Genomic DNA, 12,819 nt, shown 5'->3' with positions numbered 1-12,819 from the left:
CAAATGCCCGAAGCCGAAATTTCTCCATTATTTTAGCGGTTGGGGCAAGCAAAAGTTTTTGCGCCCGCCAGCAGTTCTAACCGCAGGCGGAATTTTGTCCGGTGACAGTTGCGGACAAAAAAGGCGAGACCGCGAGGTCCCGCCTTTTTCAAAAAAGCTCGAATGCCATCGCCGGGATGGCAGAAGGGCTCAGGCCGCGCTGAGGTTTACCGCCTTGGGGCCCTTGCCCATGCGGTCCGGCTCGACGTCGAAGGTGACCTTCTGGCCGTCGACCAGCGTGCGCAGGCCGGACGCTTCGATGGCGGAGATGTGGACGAACACGTCCTTGGCGCCGCCGTCAGGCGTGATGAAACCAAAACCTTTGGTTGCGTTGAAGAATTTTACGGTTCCGCTCTGGGACATTGGGGAGAACTCCTTCACCCGTTTCGTTGGTCAGTCCCGGTCTTCCGTCTGGCGCCGGAGGCCGGGTTGGTGGCTGCTTGGCGGTCATGCATTGGCGCATGGCAAAACCCCCCGCCAATGAACGGGGCTGTCAGAGATTCACAGTGTCGGGGAAAGGGCTCGTGCAAAACGTTCCAGTCTCCGGGTCAGCAAACGCCCGAACACAAAATTTATTGCACGGAAACGTGATGCTGGCAAGACGCCGGCGAAGGGCCGAAAAACAGGGGCTTTGCAAAGCCTAACGAAATCAGTCCCATGCAGGGTATTCCGCAACGCCGGGGATTGCATTTAGCGGCAAAGTTGCGAGGATTGAAAAGCAGCGACAGCCGTTGCTTTGGGGACGGGGCCAAGGGAGAGGTCATGAATTTCTTTGCGACATTGTTTTCGCGCCGCGGCGCGGCGATCGTCGGCGCGGCGATGCTTTCGGCCTGTACCGTGGTTGAGGGACCTGGCCCCGGCCCGGGACCTTATCCCGGTCCGCGCCCGGAGCCGGGTCCTCGCTTCTGCACCCGCGAATACCAGCCGGTGTGCGCTCGCAGGGGTGGTGACCGCCAGTCCTTCCCGAACGCCTGCGAAGCCGACCGCGCCGGCTACCGTGTGATCCGCGACGGCCAGTGTCGTGGCGACGATGGTGGCGGTGGCATGGGACCACGGCCGCCCCGTCCAGAATATCCCGGCCTGGGCACGCGCCCGCCGCGTCCAGAATACCCCGGTCCGGGCACGCGCCCGCCACGCCCCGACCCTGAGCAGGCCTTCTGCACCCAGGACTACAGGCCGGTCTGCGCCACCCGTCGCGGCAGCACCCGCACCTTTGGCAATGCCTGCGAGGCACGCGCGGCCGACTACCGCATCGTCGACCAGAACGGCCCCTGCTGAGGGACGGTTTCCTGACACTGCCCTGCCGGGCATGACCGGCAGGGTGCGATCGTTGGCCTTTCTGGTCATCGTGATCAGGCGATGTTGACGCGATGTCATTCCGCCTGCCGACCATGGCGATGAAGCCCTCGCTCGACCGCGGCGCAATCGGGAACGCGATGAAAGTGCCGCACCGAGCGCTCCCGTTCCGAGGCGTGATGCGTGCGATTGTCGGTATGGCAACCGCCGTCCGCAATTGCCTGGCTCTCGTCTTCGATGCTCCGCGGCGGAGACATGGCGGCGCTCGTGGCGGCAAAGCCGGCTGCTGCCGACAGGATGAGGGCAAAGGCGGTGGGCGGAAATTTCGTCATGAAAAAGCGTCTCCGAACATCTCGTCACAGCGCCGCACGCTCATCTGGACGAGGCCACGCTGAAGGTTCTCAAATCTGCGTCTCATGCTTGCCGAAGGCCAGAATCGGCTTTCGGCAAGCATGACGCGCCAGGCCCAGTTTAACGGTGTGTTAAGCGGAGTGTTCTCCTCACGTTTCGTAACATCGCTGTAAGGTTAACGCGCTTTGGAAACAGGCCGTTTCTTGCTGGCCCTGGGCTGTGCGGGCTGCGGCGGCACCAGAGCGTTGCGGGCGCGGTCGGCGCGGCGTTCTTCCAGTATCCAGGACAGAGCCATACCCTCGCAGGCGCCTTCGAACCTTTGCACCAGCGCGTCCGGCCAATGCGCGCCGCAGGGTGGACCTTGCTCGCCGAGCGTCTCGGCCCGGCAGATGCCGCTGCGACGGCAGGCGGCGTCTTCGCATTTTTCCGGAATGCCGGCATCGGTCGCCATGGAATGCAGCAGCGCCAGCATCTCGTTGCGCGGCCCGGGCCGTGCCTGACAATGCTGCGGCCAATAGGTCCCGGATAACCTCCGCTTCGCTCCGGTTTCCGGGATGACGACTTCAGGGTTGTTACCGTAGGCTTCGCTCGCCTTGCGGGATGACGCCGCTGCGAGCGCCATCTCGCTCTTCCCTCATCCTTCAACAGGCTCAGGATGAGGGAAGAAAGGCGCTCAGGACGAGGGCCGCGAAAGCGCTCAGGCCTGTTTAACAGGTGCGTTCATGGCCCAGTTGATGCCGAAGGGGTCGCGGAGCTGGCCCCAGCGGTCGCCCCAGAACATGACCTGAAGCGGCGTTATCACTTCCATGCCGGCCTTGACTGCGCGGTCCCACCATTTGTCGATGGTGTCGTTCTCCAGAATGAGCTGCATGGTGTAGCCCTGCGGCGCCTGATGCGGATGGCCATGCTCGGGATAGGCGTCGCACAGCATCAGCGACGAGCCGTTTATGTAGAGATGGACATGCATGGTCCGGCCCTGCTCGTCTGGCGGAACGGCGAAGACCTGCCTGGCGTCGAGAGCCTTGGCGTAGAACTCGGCCACCTTCATTGCGCCGTCGACCTGCAGATAGGCGATGAGGCCGCCAAGCACTTTCGGGGCCGGCTGTTCGAGGGTCTGTGCGCTTGCTTCGGACATGAAAAGCTCCTGTCGTTCGGGTTGTGCCGCGGAGGGCTGACACTATGACGAACGGGGAGGAGGGAAACCGACAGGGGCGGGGAATTTTTTAAAGTCGGCAACAGGTATATCGAGCAGGGGGTGTCGGCATCTCGTCTGGCCAATCGTCTTCAAGACGGACAAGCTATGGAGAACGGCGATGACTATTGTGATTACCGCCTTTGAGCGGTCGCCCGATGGCGGCAAGGGACTGGCGCGTGATACGCGCGTTCGCTGGGCGCTGGAAGAAGTGGGTCAGCCTTATGAGGTTCGTCTTGTTTCGTTCGGTGCGATGAAGGAACCGGCACATCTGGCGCTTCACCCTTTCGGGCAGATTCCGACCTACGAAGAACGCGATCTCGGCCTGTTCGAGACGGGTGCGATCGTGTTCCACATCGCGGAGCGCCATACGGGCCTGCTGCCGGACGATGCGAATGCCCGGGCGTGCGCGATCACATGGATGTTCGCGGCGCTCAACACGGTGGAGCCGCCGATCCTTGAACTCGTAACCGCCAGGATTTTTGAGAGCGACAAGTCCTGGTCCGCGCAACGCATGCCTCTCGTCGAGGATCGCGTCCGCAACCGGCTGGGCCAACTTTCTCGTCGCCTTGGCGATGCCGAATGGCTCGATGGCGCGTTCAGCGCCGGCGACCTGATGATGGTGTCGGTGCTGCTCAGGTTGAGAGCGTCGGGCTTGCTGGACGAATATCCGAACCTTTCCGCCTATGTTGCCCGCGGCGAAGCACGGCCCGCATACAAGCGCGCTTACGATGCTCAGCTGGCGGTGAACAAGCCAACGGCCGGCTGACAAAGGTCCGCTATTTCTCCCGCTGCGGGTAGATCGTTTCGCCGCGCTTGAGCATGTCGACGAAGGTGGCGATCTTCTTCTTGCGGCCGGCTTCGGTTTTCATGTTGTGGGTGCGGAAGGCCAGTGCGAAGCGGTTTTGTGCGCTGAGTTTTGCGAGCATCGCTTTGGCCGTCGGTTCGGCGTCGATCGCGGCCTGAAGATCGTCGGGAATCTTCATGTCCTTGCTGCTGTAGGCGCGGTCCCAGCGGCCGTCGGCCTTGGCGGCTTCGACTTCGCGCAGGCCGTGCGCGGTCATGCGGCCTTCCTCGATCAGGCGGGCGACGTTGTCGACATTGATCTGGCTCCAGATGCTCTTCTTGCCGCGCCGCGTGTAGCGTTGCAGGAAGCTGTTTTCGTCAAAACCCTTGCGGATCGCATCGATCCAGCCCCAGCAGAGCACGACATTGATGGCTTCGACCGGCGTGATGGACTTCAGGCCCGAATTCACCTTGTGAATCTTGATCCAGACCTCGTCTTCGCTGTCGTGATGTTTTTCGAGCCAGCGATAGAACGTCTCGGCAGTCTCGAATGCGTGAACCTTGTCCGGATCGACCTTGAATGGTGCCATCGGCCGGTATGCTCCTGTGCGGAAGACTCTGTGCCAAGCGGTGGCTCGTGCAGGCATAGACCGCAAATTCGTTTCTTTCAAACAATAGACTGCTTGCAAAACAATATCGGTTATGGCATTACCGTACTGGTTGTGAAAAGCAATCAGTTTGGAGGATTGAGACCGCGCTGTTTCTTCTTCGCCTCGCTCGCTGGCGAGGAACCGGAAAAATGAAGAAGCAATGTCGGAATCGGCCTCGATGAAACGTCCTTTGGACGTCAAACCGCAGAGGAGATCGTAATGTCTTATGTCGACGGGTTCGTGCTTGCCGTGCCGAAGAGCAAAATCGATGCCTACAAGGCCATGGCAAAAGTGGGTGGTGACGTGTGGATGGAGCATGGCGCGCTGGCCTATGTGGAATGCATCGGCGACGATGTGCCCTATGGCGAGTTCACCTCTTTTCCGCGCGCCGTGCATGCGAAGGACGACGAGGTCGTCATCTTCGCATGGGTCGTCTATGCGTCGCGCGAGGACCGCGATGCGATCAACAAGAAGGTGCAGGCGGACACACGCATGAACGACTTCATGACCGACATGCCCTTCGACGGGAAACGCATGATCTTTGGCGGGTTCCAGAGCTTCATGGCGCTGGAACAGGGCGAGCGCGGTTAGGCGCTACCGCCCCGGCCGACCCGTCTTGCCCGGACGCCGCTTCTGGCGGCGGGCATCAGTGGGGTCTTCATAGGAGCCTATGCCGGCGCGTTCGCGGTTGATGGGTTTGGCGTCGTCACCCCTCACCAAGTTCGCCGAACCGCTCGGCTTCGCCTCGCGGGGCGAGCTATCCTCTCCCACAAGGGGAGAGGAAGACGGCTTCGCCGGCTTGACGCCTTCGACCGGCTTTTCGGTGCGGCGGACGGTCATTTCGTCTAGCGAGTTCTTCTTGAACAACGATTTGTGGGCGTCATCCGGCAAGCCGTAGTCGGCGCCGTGGGCTTCGTGGGCGGACTGCTTCTTGAACAGCGAGCGCGACACCGCGCCGGCGGGTGTCGTCGCGTCGGTGCCGGGTCCCATGTCGTCCAGCGAGGGTTTTGCGAAGAGCGGTTTGGATGGAGGGGTCTTGCCAAGCGGCTTTGCGCCGTCGGCACCCATTTCGTCCAGCTCGGGCTTGGCAAAGAGCGACCGGCCCGAGGCGGCGCGCTGTTTGGTGCGCTCTTCCTGCGGGGAGAGCGCGTTGTCGTCGACCGCCCGGTGGATGGCGCGGCCCTTGTTGTGCTTGCCCTTTTCGCGGCCGGAAACCGGGCTTTCCATGTCGGCATATTTGGCCAGCGGGTCGTCGGAGACGGCGAGTTCCATCTCGCGCAGGCGCTTGATCTCGTCGCGCAGGCGGGCGGCCTTCTCGAAGTCGAGATCGGCGGCGGCGTTGCGCATCTGCTTGTCCAGCGCTTCCAGATGGGCCTTGAGGTTGTTGCCGACCATGTTGCCGTCGGCGGCGAAGTCCGAAATGTCGGCGCGGACATGGTCCTTTTCGTAGACCGAGTCGAGAATGTCGGAGATGCGCGACTTGACGCTTTCGGGAGTTATGCCGTTGGCCTCGTTCCACGCGACCTGCTTCTCGCGGCGGCGCGCCGTCTCGGCCATGGCGCGCTCCATCGAGCCCGTCACGTTGTCGGCATAGAGGATCACTTTCCCGTCGACGTTGCGCGCGGCGCGGCCGATGGTCTGGATGAGCGAGGTTTCGGAACGCAGGAAACCTTCCTTGTCGGCGTCGAGGATGGCGACGAAGCCGCATTCGGGAATGTCGAGGCCTTCGCGCAGCAGGTTGATGCCGACCAGCACGTCGAAGGCGCCGAGGCGCAGGTCGCGCAGGATCTCGATGCGCTCCAGCGTGTCGATGTCGGAGTGCATGTAGCGCACGCGGATGCCATTTTCGTGCAGATATTCGGTGAGGTCTTCGGCCATGCGCTTGGTCAGCACCGTCACAAGCGTGCGGTAGCCGGCCTTAGTCGTTTCGCGGATCTCGCCGACGACATCGTCGACCTGCGATTTGGCCGGGCGGATTTCCACCGGCGGGTCGATCAGGCCGGTCGGGCGGATGACTTGCTCGGCGAAGACGCCGCCGGCTTCCTCCATCTCCCAGCCGCCTGGGGTGGCCGAAACGGCGACCGAAAGCGGGCGCATGGCGTCCCATTCCTCGAAACGCAGCGGGCGGTTGTCCATGCAGGAGGGGAGACGAAAACCATACTCCGCCAGCGTCGCCTTGCGCCGAAAGTCGCCGCGATACATGCCGCCGATCTGCGGGATGGTGACGTGGCTTTCGTCGACGAAGACCAGCGCGTTGTCGGGGATGTATTCGAACAAAGTCGGCGGCGGATCGCCGGGGCGGCGGCCGGTGAGATAGCGCGAATAGTTCTCGATGCCGGCGCAGGAGCCGGTGGCCTCCAGCATTTCGAGGTCGAAGCGGGTGCGCTGCTCCAGCCGCTGGGCTTCCAGCAGGCGGCCGGCTTTTTCCAGTTCGACAAGGCGGCCCTTAAGCTCGTCCTTGATCGACTTGATCGCCTGGTTGAGCGTCGGGCGCGGCGTGACATAGTGCGAATTGGCGTAGATTTTTACGCTTTTCAGGTCGCCGGTCTTGTGGCCGGTCAGCGGGTCGAATTCGGTGATGCTGTCGATCTCGTCGCCGAACATCGAGATGCGCCAGGCGGAATCCTCCAGGTGGGCCGGGAAGATTTCGATCGTGTCGCCGCGCACGCGGAACGAGCCGCGCACGAAGTTGATGTCCTGCCGCTTGTATTGCTGGGCGACGAGGTCGGCGAGCAGCGCGCGCTGGTCGAGGCGGTCGCCGACCATCATCTGGAAGGTCATGGCGGTATAGGTCTCGACCGAGCCGATACCGTAGATGCAGGAGACGGAGGCGACGATGATGACGTCGTCGCGCTCCAGCAGCGAACGCGTCGCCGAGTGGCGCATGCGGTCGATCTGCTCGTTGATCGAGCTTTCCTTCTCGATGAAGGTGTCGGTGCGCGGGACGTAGGCTTCGGGCTGGTAGTAATCGTAATAGGAGACGAAATACTCCACCGCGTTTTCGGGGAAGAACTTCTTGAACTCCGAATAGAGCTGGGCGGCCAGCGTCTTGTTGGGCGCGAGGATCAAGGCAGGGCGCTGGGTCTCCTCGATCACCTTGGCCATGGTGAAGGTTTTTCCGGAGCCGGTGACGCCGAGCAGAACCTGCGTGCGGTCATGATTGCCAACACCTTCGACCAGATCCTTGATCGCGGTCGGCTGGTCGCCGGCGGGCTCGAAGTCGGACACCATCTTGATCGCCACGCCGCCTTCGGATTTTTCCGGGCGGGCAGGGCGGTGGGGAACCCACAGCTCGCCATTCTTGTGCAGCGGGTTGCCGGATTCGATCAGGGCGGAGAGCGCCGCGACCGTGGCGGTAACGCCGCCCGACGCAGACATTTTCTCGGCGTCTTCCAGCGAAATGTCGAGGCCGGCAACGGGGTTGAGGCCGGCCGCCGAGCGTTCACGGGCGGTGGCTGCGCCGCCCATGGAGGTGCCGCGCGCCGATTTAGTCGGGGCGGAGGAGCGTTCGGGGACTTTTTTGGGCTTGGCTTTGGCCTTTTCGGCTTCCTTCGAAATCTCCTCTGCCCAGTCCGAAATCGAGCCGCTCAATGGTGCGCCGGTGAACTCGGCTTGTGGTGCCTCGGCAAAGCCCTTGCGCTCCAGCGGTTCGGCGGCGTCCATGAAATCGGTCAGCGCGCTGCGGCGCACGCCCTTCGCCGGACGGTCGTCACGAGCAGCCGCTTCGCGCGGCGATTTCTTGTCGGGAGATTTGGCCATGACCGGAATATGGTGGGAGTCCGGAGAAATGAAAAGAGAAAGGTAGATGAAAGGCAGGCGCAATGTTCGGCTGCTGACAGTAGGGTGTCAGGAGTCGGCAGTGGTTTGACGCGACAATCAAGCTGCGGCCGATGTAGCCCGATTGCGCTATCCCGCTGAATTTTGCGAAGACTCGCAAACGGCTTTGCGCAAAGACAAATAACCCCATATGAGGGGTGCGGAAAAATCGACGCGCCCCACGCGGTTTTTCTGAATTGGAATCTCAGAGGCCGCTGAGGCCAAGCGGAAAAACCGATCGTTCATGAAGATCGCTCATCTCATAAGCCACGATGCCCTGAATGGTGTCGCGACGAGCACCAAGACCTTGATCGATAATCAGATCAAGGCTGGCCACGAGGTGATGCTGATCCACCCGCGAAAGAGCTGGATACAACGGCAGAAATTCGTTGGCCCGGTGAAGATGCTGGAAAGCAGCTTTCGAACCAATCCGACCGACCTGCGCAACACCGGCTATCCGATACGCGACTGGGGCCGCACGCTGGTTCATGCACATGGCAGCCGGGCCAACAAGTTCCTGATGATCTTCACCATTGCCGATGGTGCGCCGGCGGTGATGACGGCGCATACGCGGCAGTTCCAGATTCCGTGGCGTTTCGCCCATGCCGTTGTCGGGCTCAGCCGGCAGACGGCGGATTACTACATCAAGCGCCTGCTGGTCTCGCCGGCCAGGATGCACATCGTGCCCAACATGTTCGACAGCGCGGCCTTGCGGCCGGTTTCGGCCGAGGCCAGAAGCCTTGCACGCCAGAAGCTGGGCATCCGGCAGGACACTTTCCTTCTCGGCTCGGTCGGCCTGATCGGGACACGCAAGCGCCAGATCGACATGCTGCGGATCCTGAAGCGACTGCTCGGGAAGGGCATCGACGCGGAACTGATGCTGGTCGGGGGCGTGGACAAGAGTGCGATGATGCCGGGCTGGCAGGGCGCGCTCGACGATCCGGCCTTGCGGGGCAAGGTCCATCTCGTCGGCCCCCGCGAGGATGCCGTGCAACTGGTGGCGGCGATGGATCTTTTCCTGTGCACGTCGATAGCCGAGGAGGCGCCGATCGCGCCGCTGGAGGCGATGGCACAGGCAATTCCCGCCATTTCCACCGATGTCGGCAATATGGAAGATCTGCTTCCGGCCGACCGCCTTTTCACGGTCGGTGACGTGGACGGCCTTTCGAAAGCGGCGGAACGTTTTGCGCGCGACCCGCAATGGCAGGTTGAGGCTGGTGCGGCGGACAGGCAAACGGTCACCGAGCAACTGGCGCCTGAGGCGATGCTGCCGCAGATCGAGGACATCTATTTCGCCGCACTCGGCCGGGCGCGCGACCGCGGCTGGAAATATTTCAAGAACCCGGCGGACAGATGGGTGCCTGACAAGGCAAGGTAAGCAAGCGGTTCCGGGTCGTCGGGCAGCGTCGCCGGATCAACCCATTGCCGGCATTTCCTCGTGAAATGCCGAGCGGTTCTGCTCTGCTCCGAAACGACGCCGGTAGTCGCTTGGCGCAAGACCGGTCACCTTGATGAAGACCTTTCTGAACGAACCCGGGTCGTCATAGCCGACGTCCCAGGCAACCTGATCGATCGGCTGCGTCGACGATTCCAGCAATTCCCGCGCCTTGCTCACGCGCAGGTGCTGGCAATATTCGGTGGGCTTCAGGCCGGTGGCCTTGTGGAAGCGGCGTAGAAAGGTGCGCTCTTCCAGCCCCGCTTTTTCCGCCATCGCACCAGCCGTGACGTTGCGCCCGCCGACCTGCTGCAGCCAGTGCTGCACTTTGAGGATAGCGGCATCGCCATGGGTCAGCCGCGGCGCGAAGGGGTTATAGAAACGCTGCTCCCGGCCCGGCGGATCGACCAGCATGAACCTCGCCGTGTCCATCATGACTGCGGAGCCGAGAATTCTGTCCACGATCTTCAGCCCGAGGTCGGTCCAGGCCATGTAACCGCCGGCGGTGATGATGTCGCCATCGTCGATGACGAGCTTGTCGGCATCGAGCGCTATGTCGGGGAAGCGGGTGGCCAGGGCCTCCTGATAGGCCCAGTGCGTCGTGGCCGGGCGGCCGGACAGGAGACCGGATTCGGCGAGCACGAAGGCGCCGGCGCAGACCGAACCCAGCGTGGCGCCCGCCGCATGACGGGCCCGGAGCCAGGCAGCGTAGGGCTGTGCCGCCTCCCGGTCGATCGGGTCTCCGAGCGTCGGCGGTACGATGATCACGACAGGGCCGTCGCCGGGTCCGGGCTCGCTGTCGAAGGCGCGTGTCACCGCATCGCCGGAGCGCTGCCAGTGGCTGACGCGCAGATGCGCGGCATCAGGCGACCGAGCGGCGGCCATCTGGTTGGCCACCGCGAAAAGATCGGTGAGGCCATAGACGGACGCCGCCTGCACGCCGGGATAGAGGACGAGGCCGATTTCGATCGCTTCATCTCGATCCATCATTTGTCAGTTTCGCCTCGATCTTTGTCATTTCTGCCAGTCCGCACCATGCCGTATTGACGCTAGTGTTGCAATCAGGCGGCAGGGCTTCCGGCAGATTATGACCCGCAACCGCAACCACAGGAGACAGGCTCATGGGAACGATTACCACCAAGGACGGCACCGAGATCTTCTACAAGGACTGGGGCAAGGGACAGCCGATCGTGTTTCACCACGGCTGGCCGCTGAGCGGCGACGACTGGGACAACCAGATGCTGTTTTTCCTCGAAAAGGGCTTTCGCGTGATCGCCCATGACCGGCGCGGCCATGGCCGTTCGAGCCAGACCGCGACCGGCAACGAAATGGACACCTATGCCGATGACGTTGCCGCGCTGACCGCGGCGCTCGACCTCAAGGACGCAGTCCATATCGGCCATTCGACTGGCGGTGGCGAAGTTGCCCGCTACCTTGGCCGTCACGGAACCAGTCGTGTCGCCAAGGCGGTGCTGATCGGCGCTGTGCCGCCGATCATGGTCAAGTCTGACAAGAACCCCGGCGGATTGCCGATCGAGGTGTTTGACGGCTTTCGCTCCGCTTTGGTTGCCAATCGGGCGCAATTCTACATCGATGTGCCCGCCGGCCCGTTCTACGGCTTCAACCGCGACGGTGCAAAAGTCTCGCAGGGCGTCATCGACAATTGGTGGCGGCAGGGCATGATGGGTGGAACGAAGGCCCATTACGACTGCATCAAGGCGTTTTCGGAAACCGACTTCACCGAAGACCTGAAGAAGATCGACGTGCCGGTGCTGGTGATGCATGGCGACGACGACCAGATCGTGCCGTTTGCCGACTCCGCGCCGCTTTCAGCCAAGCTGCTGAAGAAGGGCGAGTTGAAGGTCTACAAGGGGCTGCCGCACGGCATGTGCACGACCCATCCGGAAATCGTCAATCCGGACCTTCTGGCCTTCATTCAGGCCTGACGCCGGCGGGGTGAGGCGGGTTCGGTGCCTGCCTCACTCGCAGTTACCGACGGCCTTGCGGATCGTTTCGCCATGGCCGTCGAGATCGAAGGAGGCGAAGGTTTCGAAGGTCGAGCCGTCGGCTGCGGTTGTCGGGTTGAGGTCGAAAGCGAGCGTCAGCAGCTTGCCGGCGGTCAGCGCCCCGATCAATGCGTCATCCAGCGGCGCCATGTAACTTTCGGCTTCCTTGCCCTCCGAAAACAGGACCACGGCATCGCCCGAGCCGGCAGCGACCATCGGGAAGGTGCTGCCGTCGATGTCGGCGCGGATGAAGCCGGGCTTGTAGAAATAGTCCACAACCTCGCCGCCGGCCGCCGGTTTTATCGTGCCGTCGCCGCCGGAATAGACGTCGATGGCCGCGCCGTCGACGCAATGGAGAACGACCGCCTGGATGGTGCTGTTGGTTTCCTTGGGAACCGACGATATGCCGCCGTCGATCTCTTCCCAGGCGGCAAGGGCCGGGCTGGATAGGAACAGCGCAAAAACAAGCGGCAGCACGGTTTTCATAGCTCGAAACTTACTCACGAAAACCCCGGTGCGACAAGGCCGTGCCGGGGTTGTTTGCCTGGATGGCTACTGCCTTCACGGGCAGGGGAAGCCGGGCGCGATCTTGCAGTGGTTGCCTGGACGCGGCGGGCGCGGCTTGGGCGGCCTTGGCCGGTGCGGCGGGCGGTTCCAGTGTGGAGGACGGTTCCAATGCGGCGGCCGGTAATGCGGTGGGCGCACGATGATGGGCGGCGGAACGACGACCACCGGCGGGCGATAGCTTGCACCCGACAGATAATTCGCCGAGACCCAGCCGCGCAGGCCGCCACCGCGGATGTTGCACCAGTTGGCTTCGCAGCCGCGCACATTGACCGTGGTGCCGGCGCTGAGCGTTCCGACGCGGTCATAGCCGGTGCCCGGGCCCGAGCGGACGTTCACATTGCCGGTGACATAAGCGTTGGCGGCAATAGCTGCCGCGGGCAAAAGCACCATCCCGGCCAGCATGGCTGCGGCGGTGACCAGTTTTCGAAAATTCATGGACCGTCCCTCCAGAGCGGATTGCATTTCGAAGCGGATACAACCTAGCGCCGATTCCCAGCCGCACCAATATGGCAGCGTGGTTATGCTTTATACCTGGTAACAGCGGCTTTCGCTGGCGTGGGCGCGGCTTTCTGTTGATGACTGATCAATCCGTAGGCACGGGCACAAGCTATGGTTGACGTAAGGTAAATTTGCTGATCTTTTGAGCAACAGGGCACCGGCATAGGACAGCGCACACGCGAT

14 protein-coding genes are annotated in these 12,819 nt (G+C 62.5%); 5 read left to right on the top strand and 9 right to left on the bottom strand.

Annotated features, from left to right (window positions below; all coding sequences use genetic code 11):
- Positions 1 to 189: 189 nt before the first annotated feature.
- Positions 190 to 402 carry a cold-shock protein gene (locus G6N74_RS09330; RefSeq protein WP_008835623.1) on the bottom strand — a complete coding sequence of 71 codons (213 nt, stop codon included), beginning with the start codon at positions 400 to 402 and terminating at the stop codon, positions 190 to 192.
- Positions 403 to 801: 399 nt separating this feature from the next.
- Between G6N74_RS09330 and G6N74_RS09325 the strand changes: the two genes are divergently transcribed.
- The gene (locus G6N74_RS09325) at positions 802 to 1,317 is read left to right on the top strand and encodes a Kazal-type serine protease inhibitor family protein (protein ID WP_165116553.1); all 516 of its coding nucleotides are present in this window, start codon (positions 802 to 804) and stop codon (positions 1,315 to 1,317) included.
- A gap of 95 nt (positions 1,318 to 1,412) precedes the next feature.
- On the opposite strand, the gene G6N74_RS09320 is transcribed toward G6N74_RS09325, so the two are convergent.
- From G6N74_RS09320 to G6N74_RS09310, 3 genes are all read right to left on the bottom strand, one after another.
- Positions 1,413 to 1,667, bottom strand: a complete 255-nt coding sequence (locus tag G6N74_RS09320) for a hypothetical protein (RefSeq protein ID WP_165116551.1) — start codon at positions 1,665 to 1,667, stop codon at positions 1,413 to 1,415.
- A gap of 194 nt (positions 1,668 to 1,861) precedes the next feature.
- The gene (locus G6N74_RS09315) at positions 1,862 to 2,308 is read right to left on the bottom strand and encodes a hypothetical protein (protein ID WP_165116549.1); all 447 of its coding nucleotides are present in this window, start codon (positions 2,306 to 2,308) and stop codon (positions 1,862 to 1,864) included.
- Between the two features lie 75 nt (positions 2,309 to 2,383).
- A complete protein-coding gene (locus tag G6N74_RS09310) occupies positions 2,384 to 2,821 on the bottom strand; it encodes a VOC family protein (protein WP_165116547.1) in 438 nt (145 codons plus the stop codon).
- A gap of 178 nt (positions 2,822 to 2,999) precedes the next feature.
- On the opposite strand from G6N74_RS09310, the gene G6N74_RS09305 reads away from it, so the two are divergent.
- Positions 3,000 to 3,647: a glutathione S-transferase family protein gene (locus tag G6N74_RS09305; RefSeq protein WP_165116545.1), complete on the top strand. Its 648-nt coding sequence runs from the start codon at positions 3,000 to 3,002 to the stop codon at positions 3,645 to 3,647.
- A gap of 10 nt (positions 3,648 to 3,657) precedes the next feature.
- On the opposite strand, the gene G6N74_RS09300 is transcribed toward G6N74_RS09305, so the two are convergent.
- The gene (locus tag G6N74_RS09300; RefSeq protein ID WP_165116543.1) at positions 3,658 to 4,254 is read right to left on the bottom strand and encodes a YdeI/OmpD-associated family protein; all 597 of its coding nucleotides are present in this window, start codon (positions 4,252 to 4,254) and stop codon (positions 3,658 to 3,660) included.
- Positions 4,255 to 4,533: 279 nt separating this feature from the next.
- Between G6N74_RS09300 and G6N74_RS09295 the strand changes: the two genes are divergently transcribed.
- Positions 4,534 to 4,905 (top strand): DUF1428 domain-containing protein, encoded by a 372-nt coding sequence (locus G6N74_RS09295; protein ID WP_165116541.1) that lies wholly within the window; start codon positions 4,534 to 4,536, stop codon positions 4,903 to 4,905.
- Between the two features lie 3 nt (positions 4,906 to 4,908).
- Here the strand turns inward: G6N74_RS09295 and uvrB are convergent, their stop codons facing one another.
- A complete protein-coding gene (gene uvrB, locus G6N74_RS09290; protein WP_165116539.1) occupies positions 4,909 to 8,073 on the bottom strand; it encodes an excinuclease ABC subunit UvrB in 3,165 nt (1,054 codons plus the stop codon).
- Between the two features lie 301 nt (positions 8,074 to 8,374).
- On the opposite strand from uvrB, the gene G6N74_RS09285 reads away from it, so the two are divergent.
- Entirely contained in the window at positions 8,375 to 9,508 is a 1,134-nt protein-coding gene (locus tag G6N74_RS09285) for a glycosyltransferase family 4 protein (protein ID WP_165116537.1), read from the top strand.
- A 36-nt stretch (positions 9,509 to 9,544) separates the two neighbouring features.
- On the opposite strand, the gene G6N74_RS09280 is transcribed toward G6N74_RS09285, so the two are convergent.
- Positions 9,545 to 10,555 (bottom strand): GlxA family transcriptional regulator, encoded by a 1,011-nt coding sequence (locus G6N74_RS09280; RefSeq protein ID WP_205826582.1) that lies wholly within the window; start codon positions 10,553 to 10,555, stop codon positions 9,545 to 9,547.
- Between the two features lie 131 nt (positions 10,556 to 10,686).
- On the opposite strand from G6N74_RS09280, the gene G6N74_RS09275 reads away from it, so the two are divergent.
- On the top strand, positions 10,687 to 11,511 hold the full coding sequence (locus G6N74_RS09275) for an alpha/beta fold hydrolase (protein WP_165116535.1): 825 nt from the start codon (positions 10,687 to 10,689) through the stop codon (positions 11,509 to 11,511).
- Positions 11,512 to 11,544: 33 nt separating this feature from the next.
- On the opposite strand, the gene G6N74_RS09270 is transcribed toward G6N74_RS09275, so the two are convergent.
- Together G6N74_RS09270 and G6N74_RS09265 are read right to left on the bottom strand one after the other, a co-directional pair.
- A complete protein-coding gene (locus tag G6N74_RS09270; RefSeq protein WP_165116533.1) occupies positions 11,545 to 12,075 on the bottom strand; it encodes a hypothetical protein in 531 nt (176 codons plus the stop codon).
- A gap of 57 nt (positions 12,076 to 12,132) precedes the next feature.
- Positions 12,133 to 12,573, bottom strand: a complete 441-nt coding sequence (locus tag G6N74_RS09265; protein WP_165116531.1) for an SH3 domain-containing protein — start codon at positions 12,571 to 12,573, stop codon at positions 12,133 to 12,135.
- Between the last annotated feature and the right edge of the window lie 246 nt (positions 12,574 to 12,819).

The organism is Mesorhizobium zhangyense (assembly GCF_011045115.1).
GTDB lineage: Bacteria > Pseudomonadota > Alphaproteobacteria > Rhizobiales > Rhizobiaceae > Mesorhizobium_M > Mesorhizobium_M zhangyense.
The sequence above is the reverse complement of the archived record's forward strand: the minus strand, read 5'-3'. Positions and strand labels throughout refer to the sequence as shown.

What these genes read in the sequence shown, in the direction of transcription:
- G6N74_RS09330 (WP_008835623.1), bottom strand. Translation starts at nt 402, where the DNA reads ATGTCCCAGAGCGGAACCGTAAAATTCTTCAACGCAACCAAAGGTTTT.
- G6N74_RS09325 (WP_165116553.1), top strand. Translation starts at nt 802, where the DNA reads ATGAATTTCTTTGCGACATTGTTTTCGCGCCGCGGCGCGGCGATCGTC.
- G6N74_RS09320 (WP_165116551.1), bottom strand. Translation starts at nt 1,667, where the DNA reads ATGACGAAATTTCCGCCCACCGCCTTTGCCCTCATCCTGTCGGCAGCA.
- G6N74_RS09315 (WP_165116549.1), bottom strand. Translation starts at nt 2,308, where the DNA reads ATGGCGCTCGCAGCGGCGTCATCCCGCAAGGCGAGCGAAGCCTACGGT.
- G6N74_RS09310 (WP_165116547.1), bottom strand. Translation starts at nt 2,821, where the DNA reads ATGTCCGAAGCAAGCGCACAGACCCTCGAACAGCCGGCCCCGAAAGTG.
- G6N74_RS09305 (WP_165116545.1), top strand. Translation starts at nt 3,000, where the DNA reads ATGACTATTGTGATTACCGCCTTTGAGCGGTCGCCCGATGGCGGCAAG.
- G6N74_RS09300 (WP_165116543.1), bottom strand. Translation starts at nt 4,254, where the DNA reads ATGGCACCATTCAAGGTCGATCCGGACAAGGTTCACGCATTCGAGACT.
- G6N74_RS09295 (WP_165116541.1), top strand. Translation starts at nt 4,534, where the DNA reads ATGTCTTATGTCGACGGGTTCGTGCTTGCCGTGCCGAAGAGCAAAATC.
- uvrB (WP_165116539.1), bottom strand. Translation starts at nt 8,073, where the DNA reads ATGGCCAAATCTCCCGACAAGAAATCGCCGCGCGAAGCGGCTGCTCGT.
- G6N74_RS09285 (WP_165116537.1), top strand. Translation starts at nt 8,375, where the DNA reads ATGAAGATCGCTCATCTCATAAGCCACGATGCCCTGAATGGTGTCGCG.
- G6N74_RS09280 (WP_205826582.1), bottom strand. Translation starts at nt 10,555, where the DNA reads ATGATGGATCGAGATGAAGCGATCGAAATCGGCCTCGTCCTCTATCCC.
- G6N74_RS09275 (WP_165116535.1), top strand. Translation starts at nt 10,687, where the DNA reads ATGGGAACGATTACCACCAAGGACGGCACCGAGATCTTCTACAAGGAC.
- G6N74_RS09265 (WP_165116531.1), bottom strand. Translation starts at nt 12,573, where the DNA reads ATGAATTTTCGAAAACTGGTCACCGCCGCAGCCATGCTGGCCGGGATG.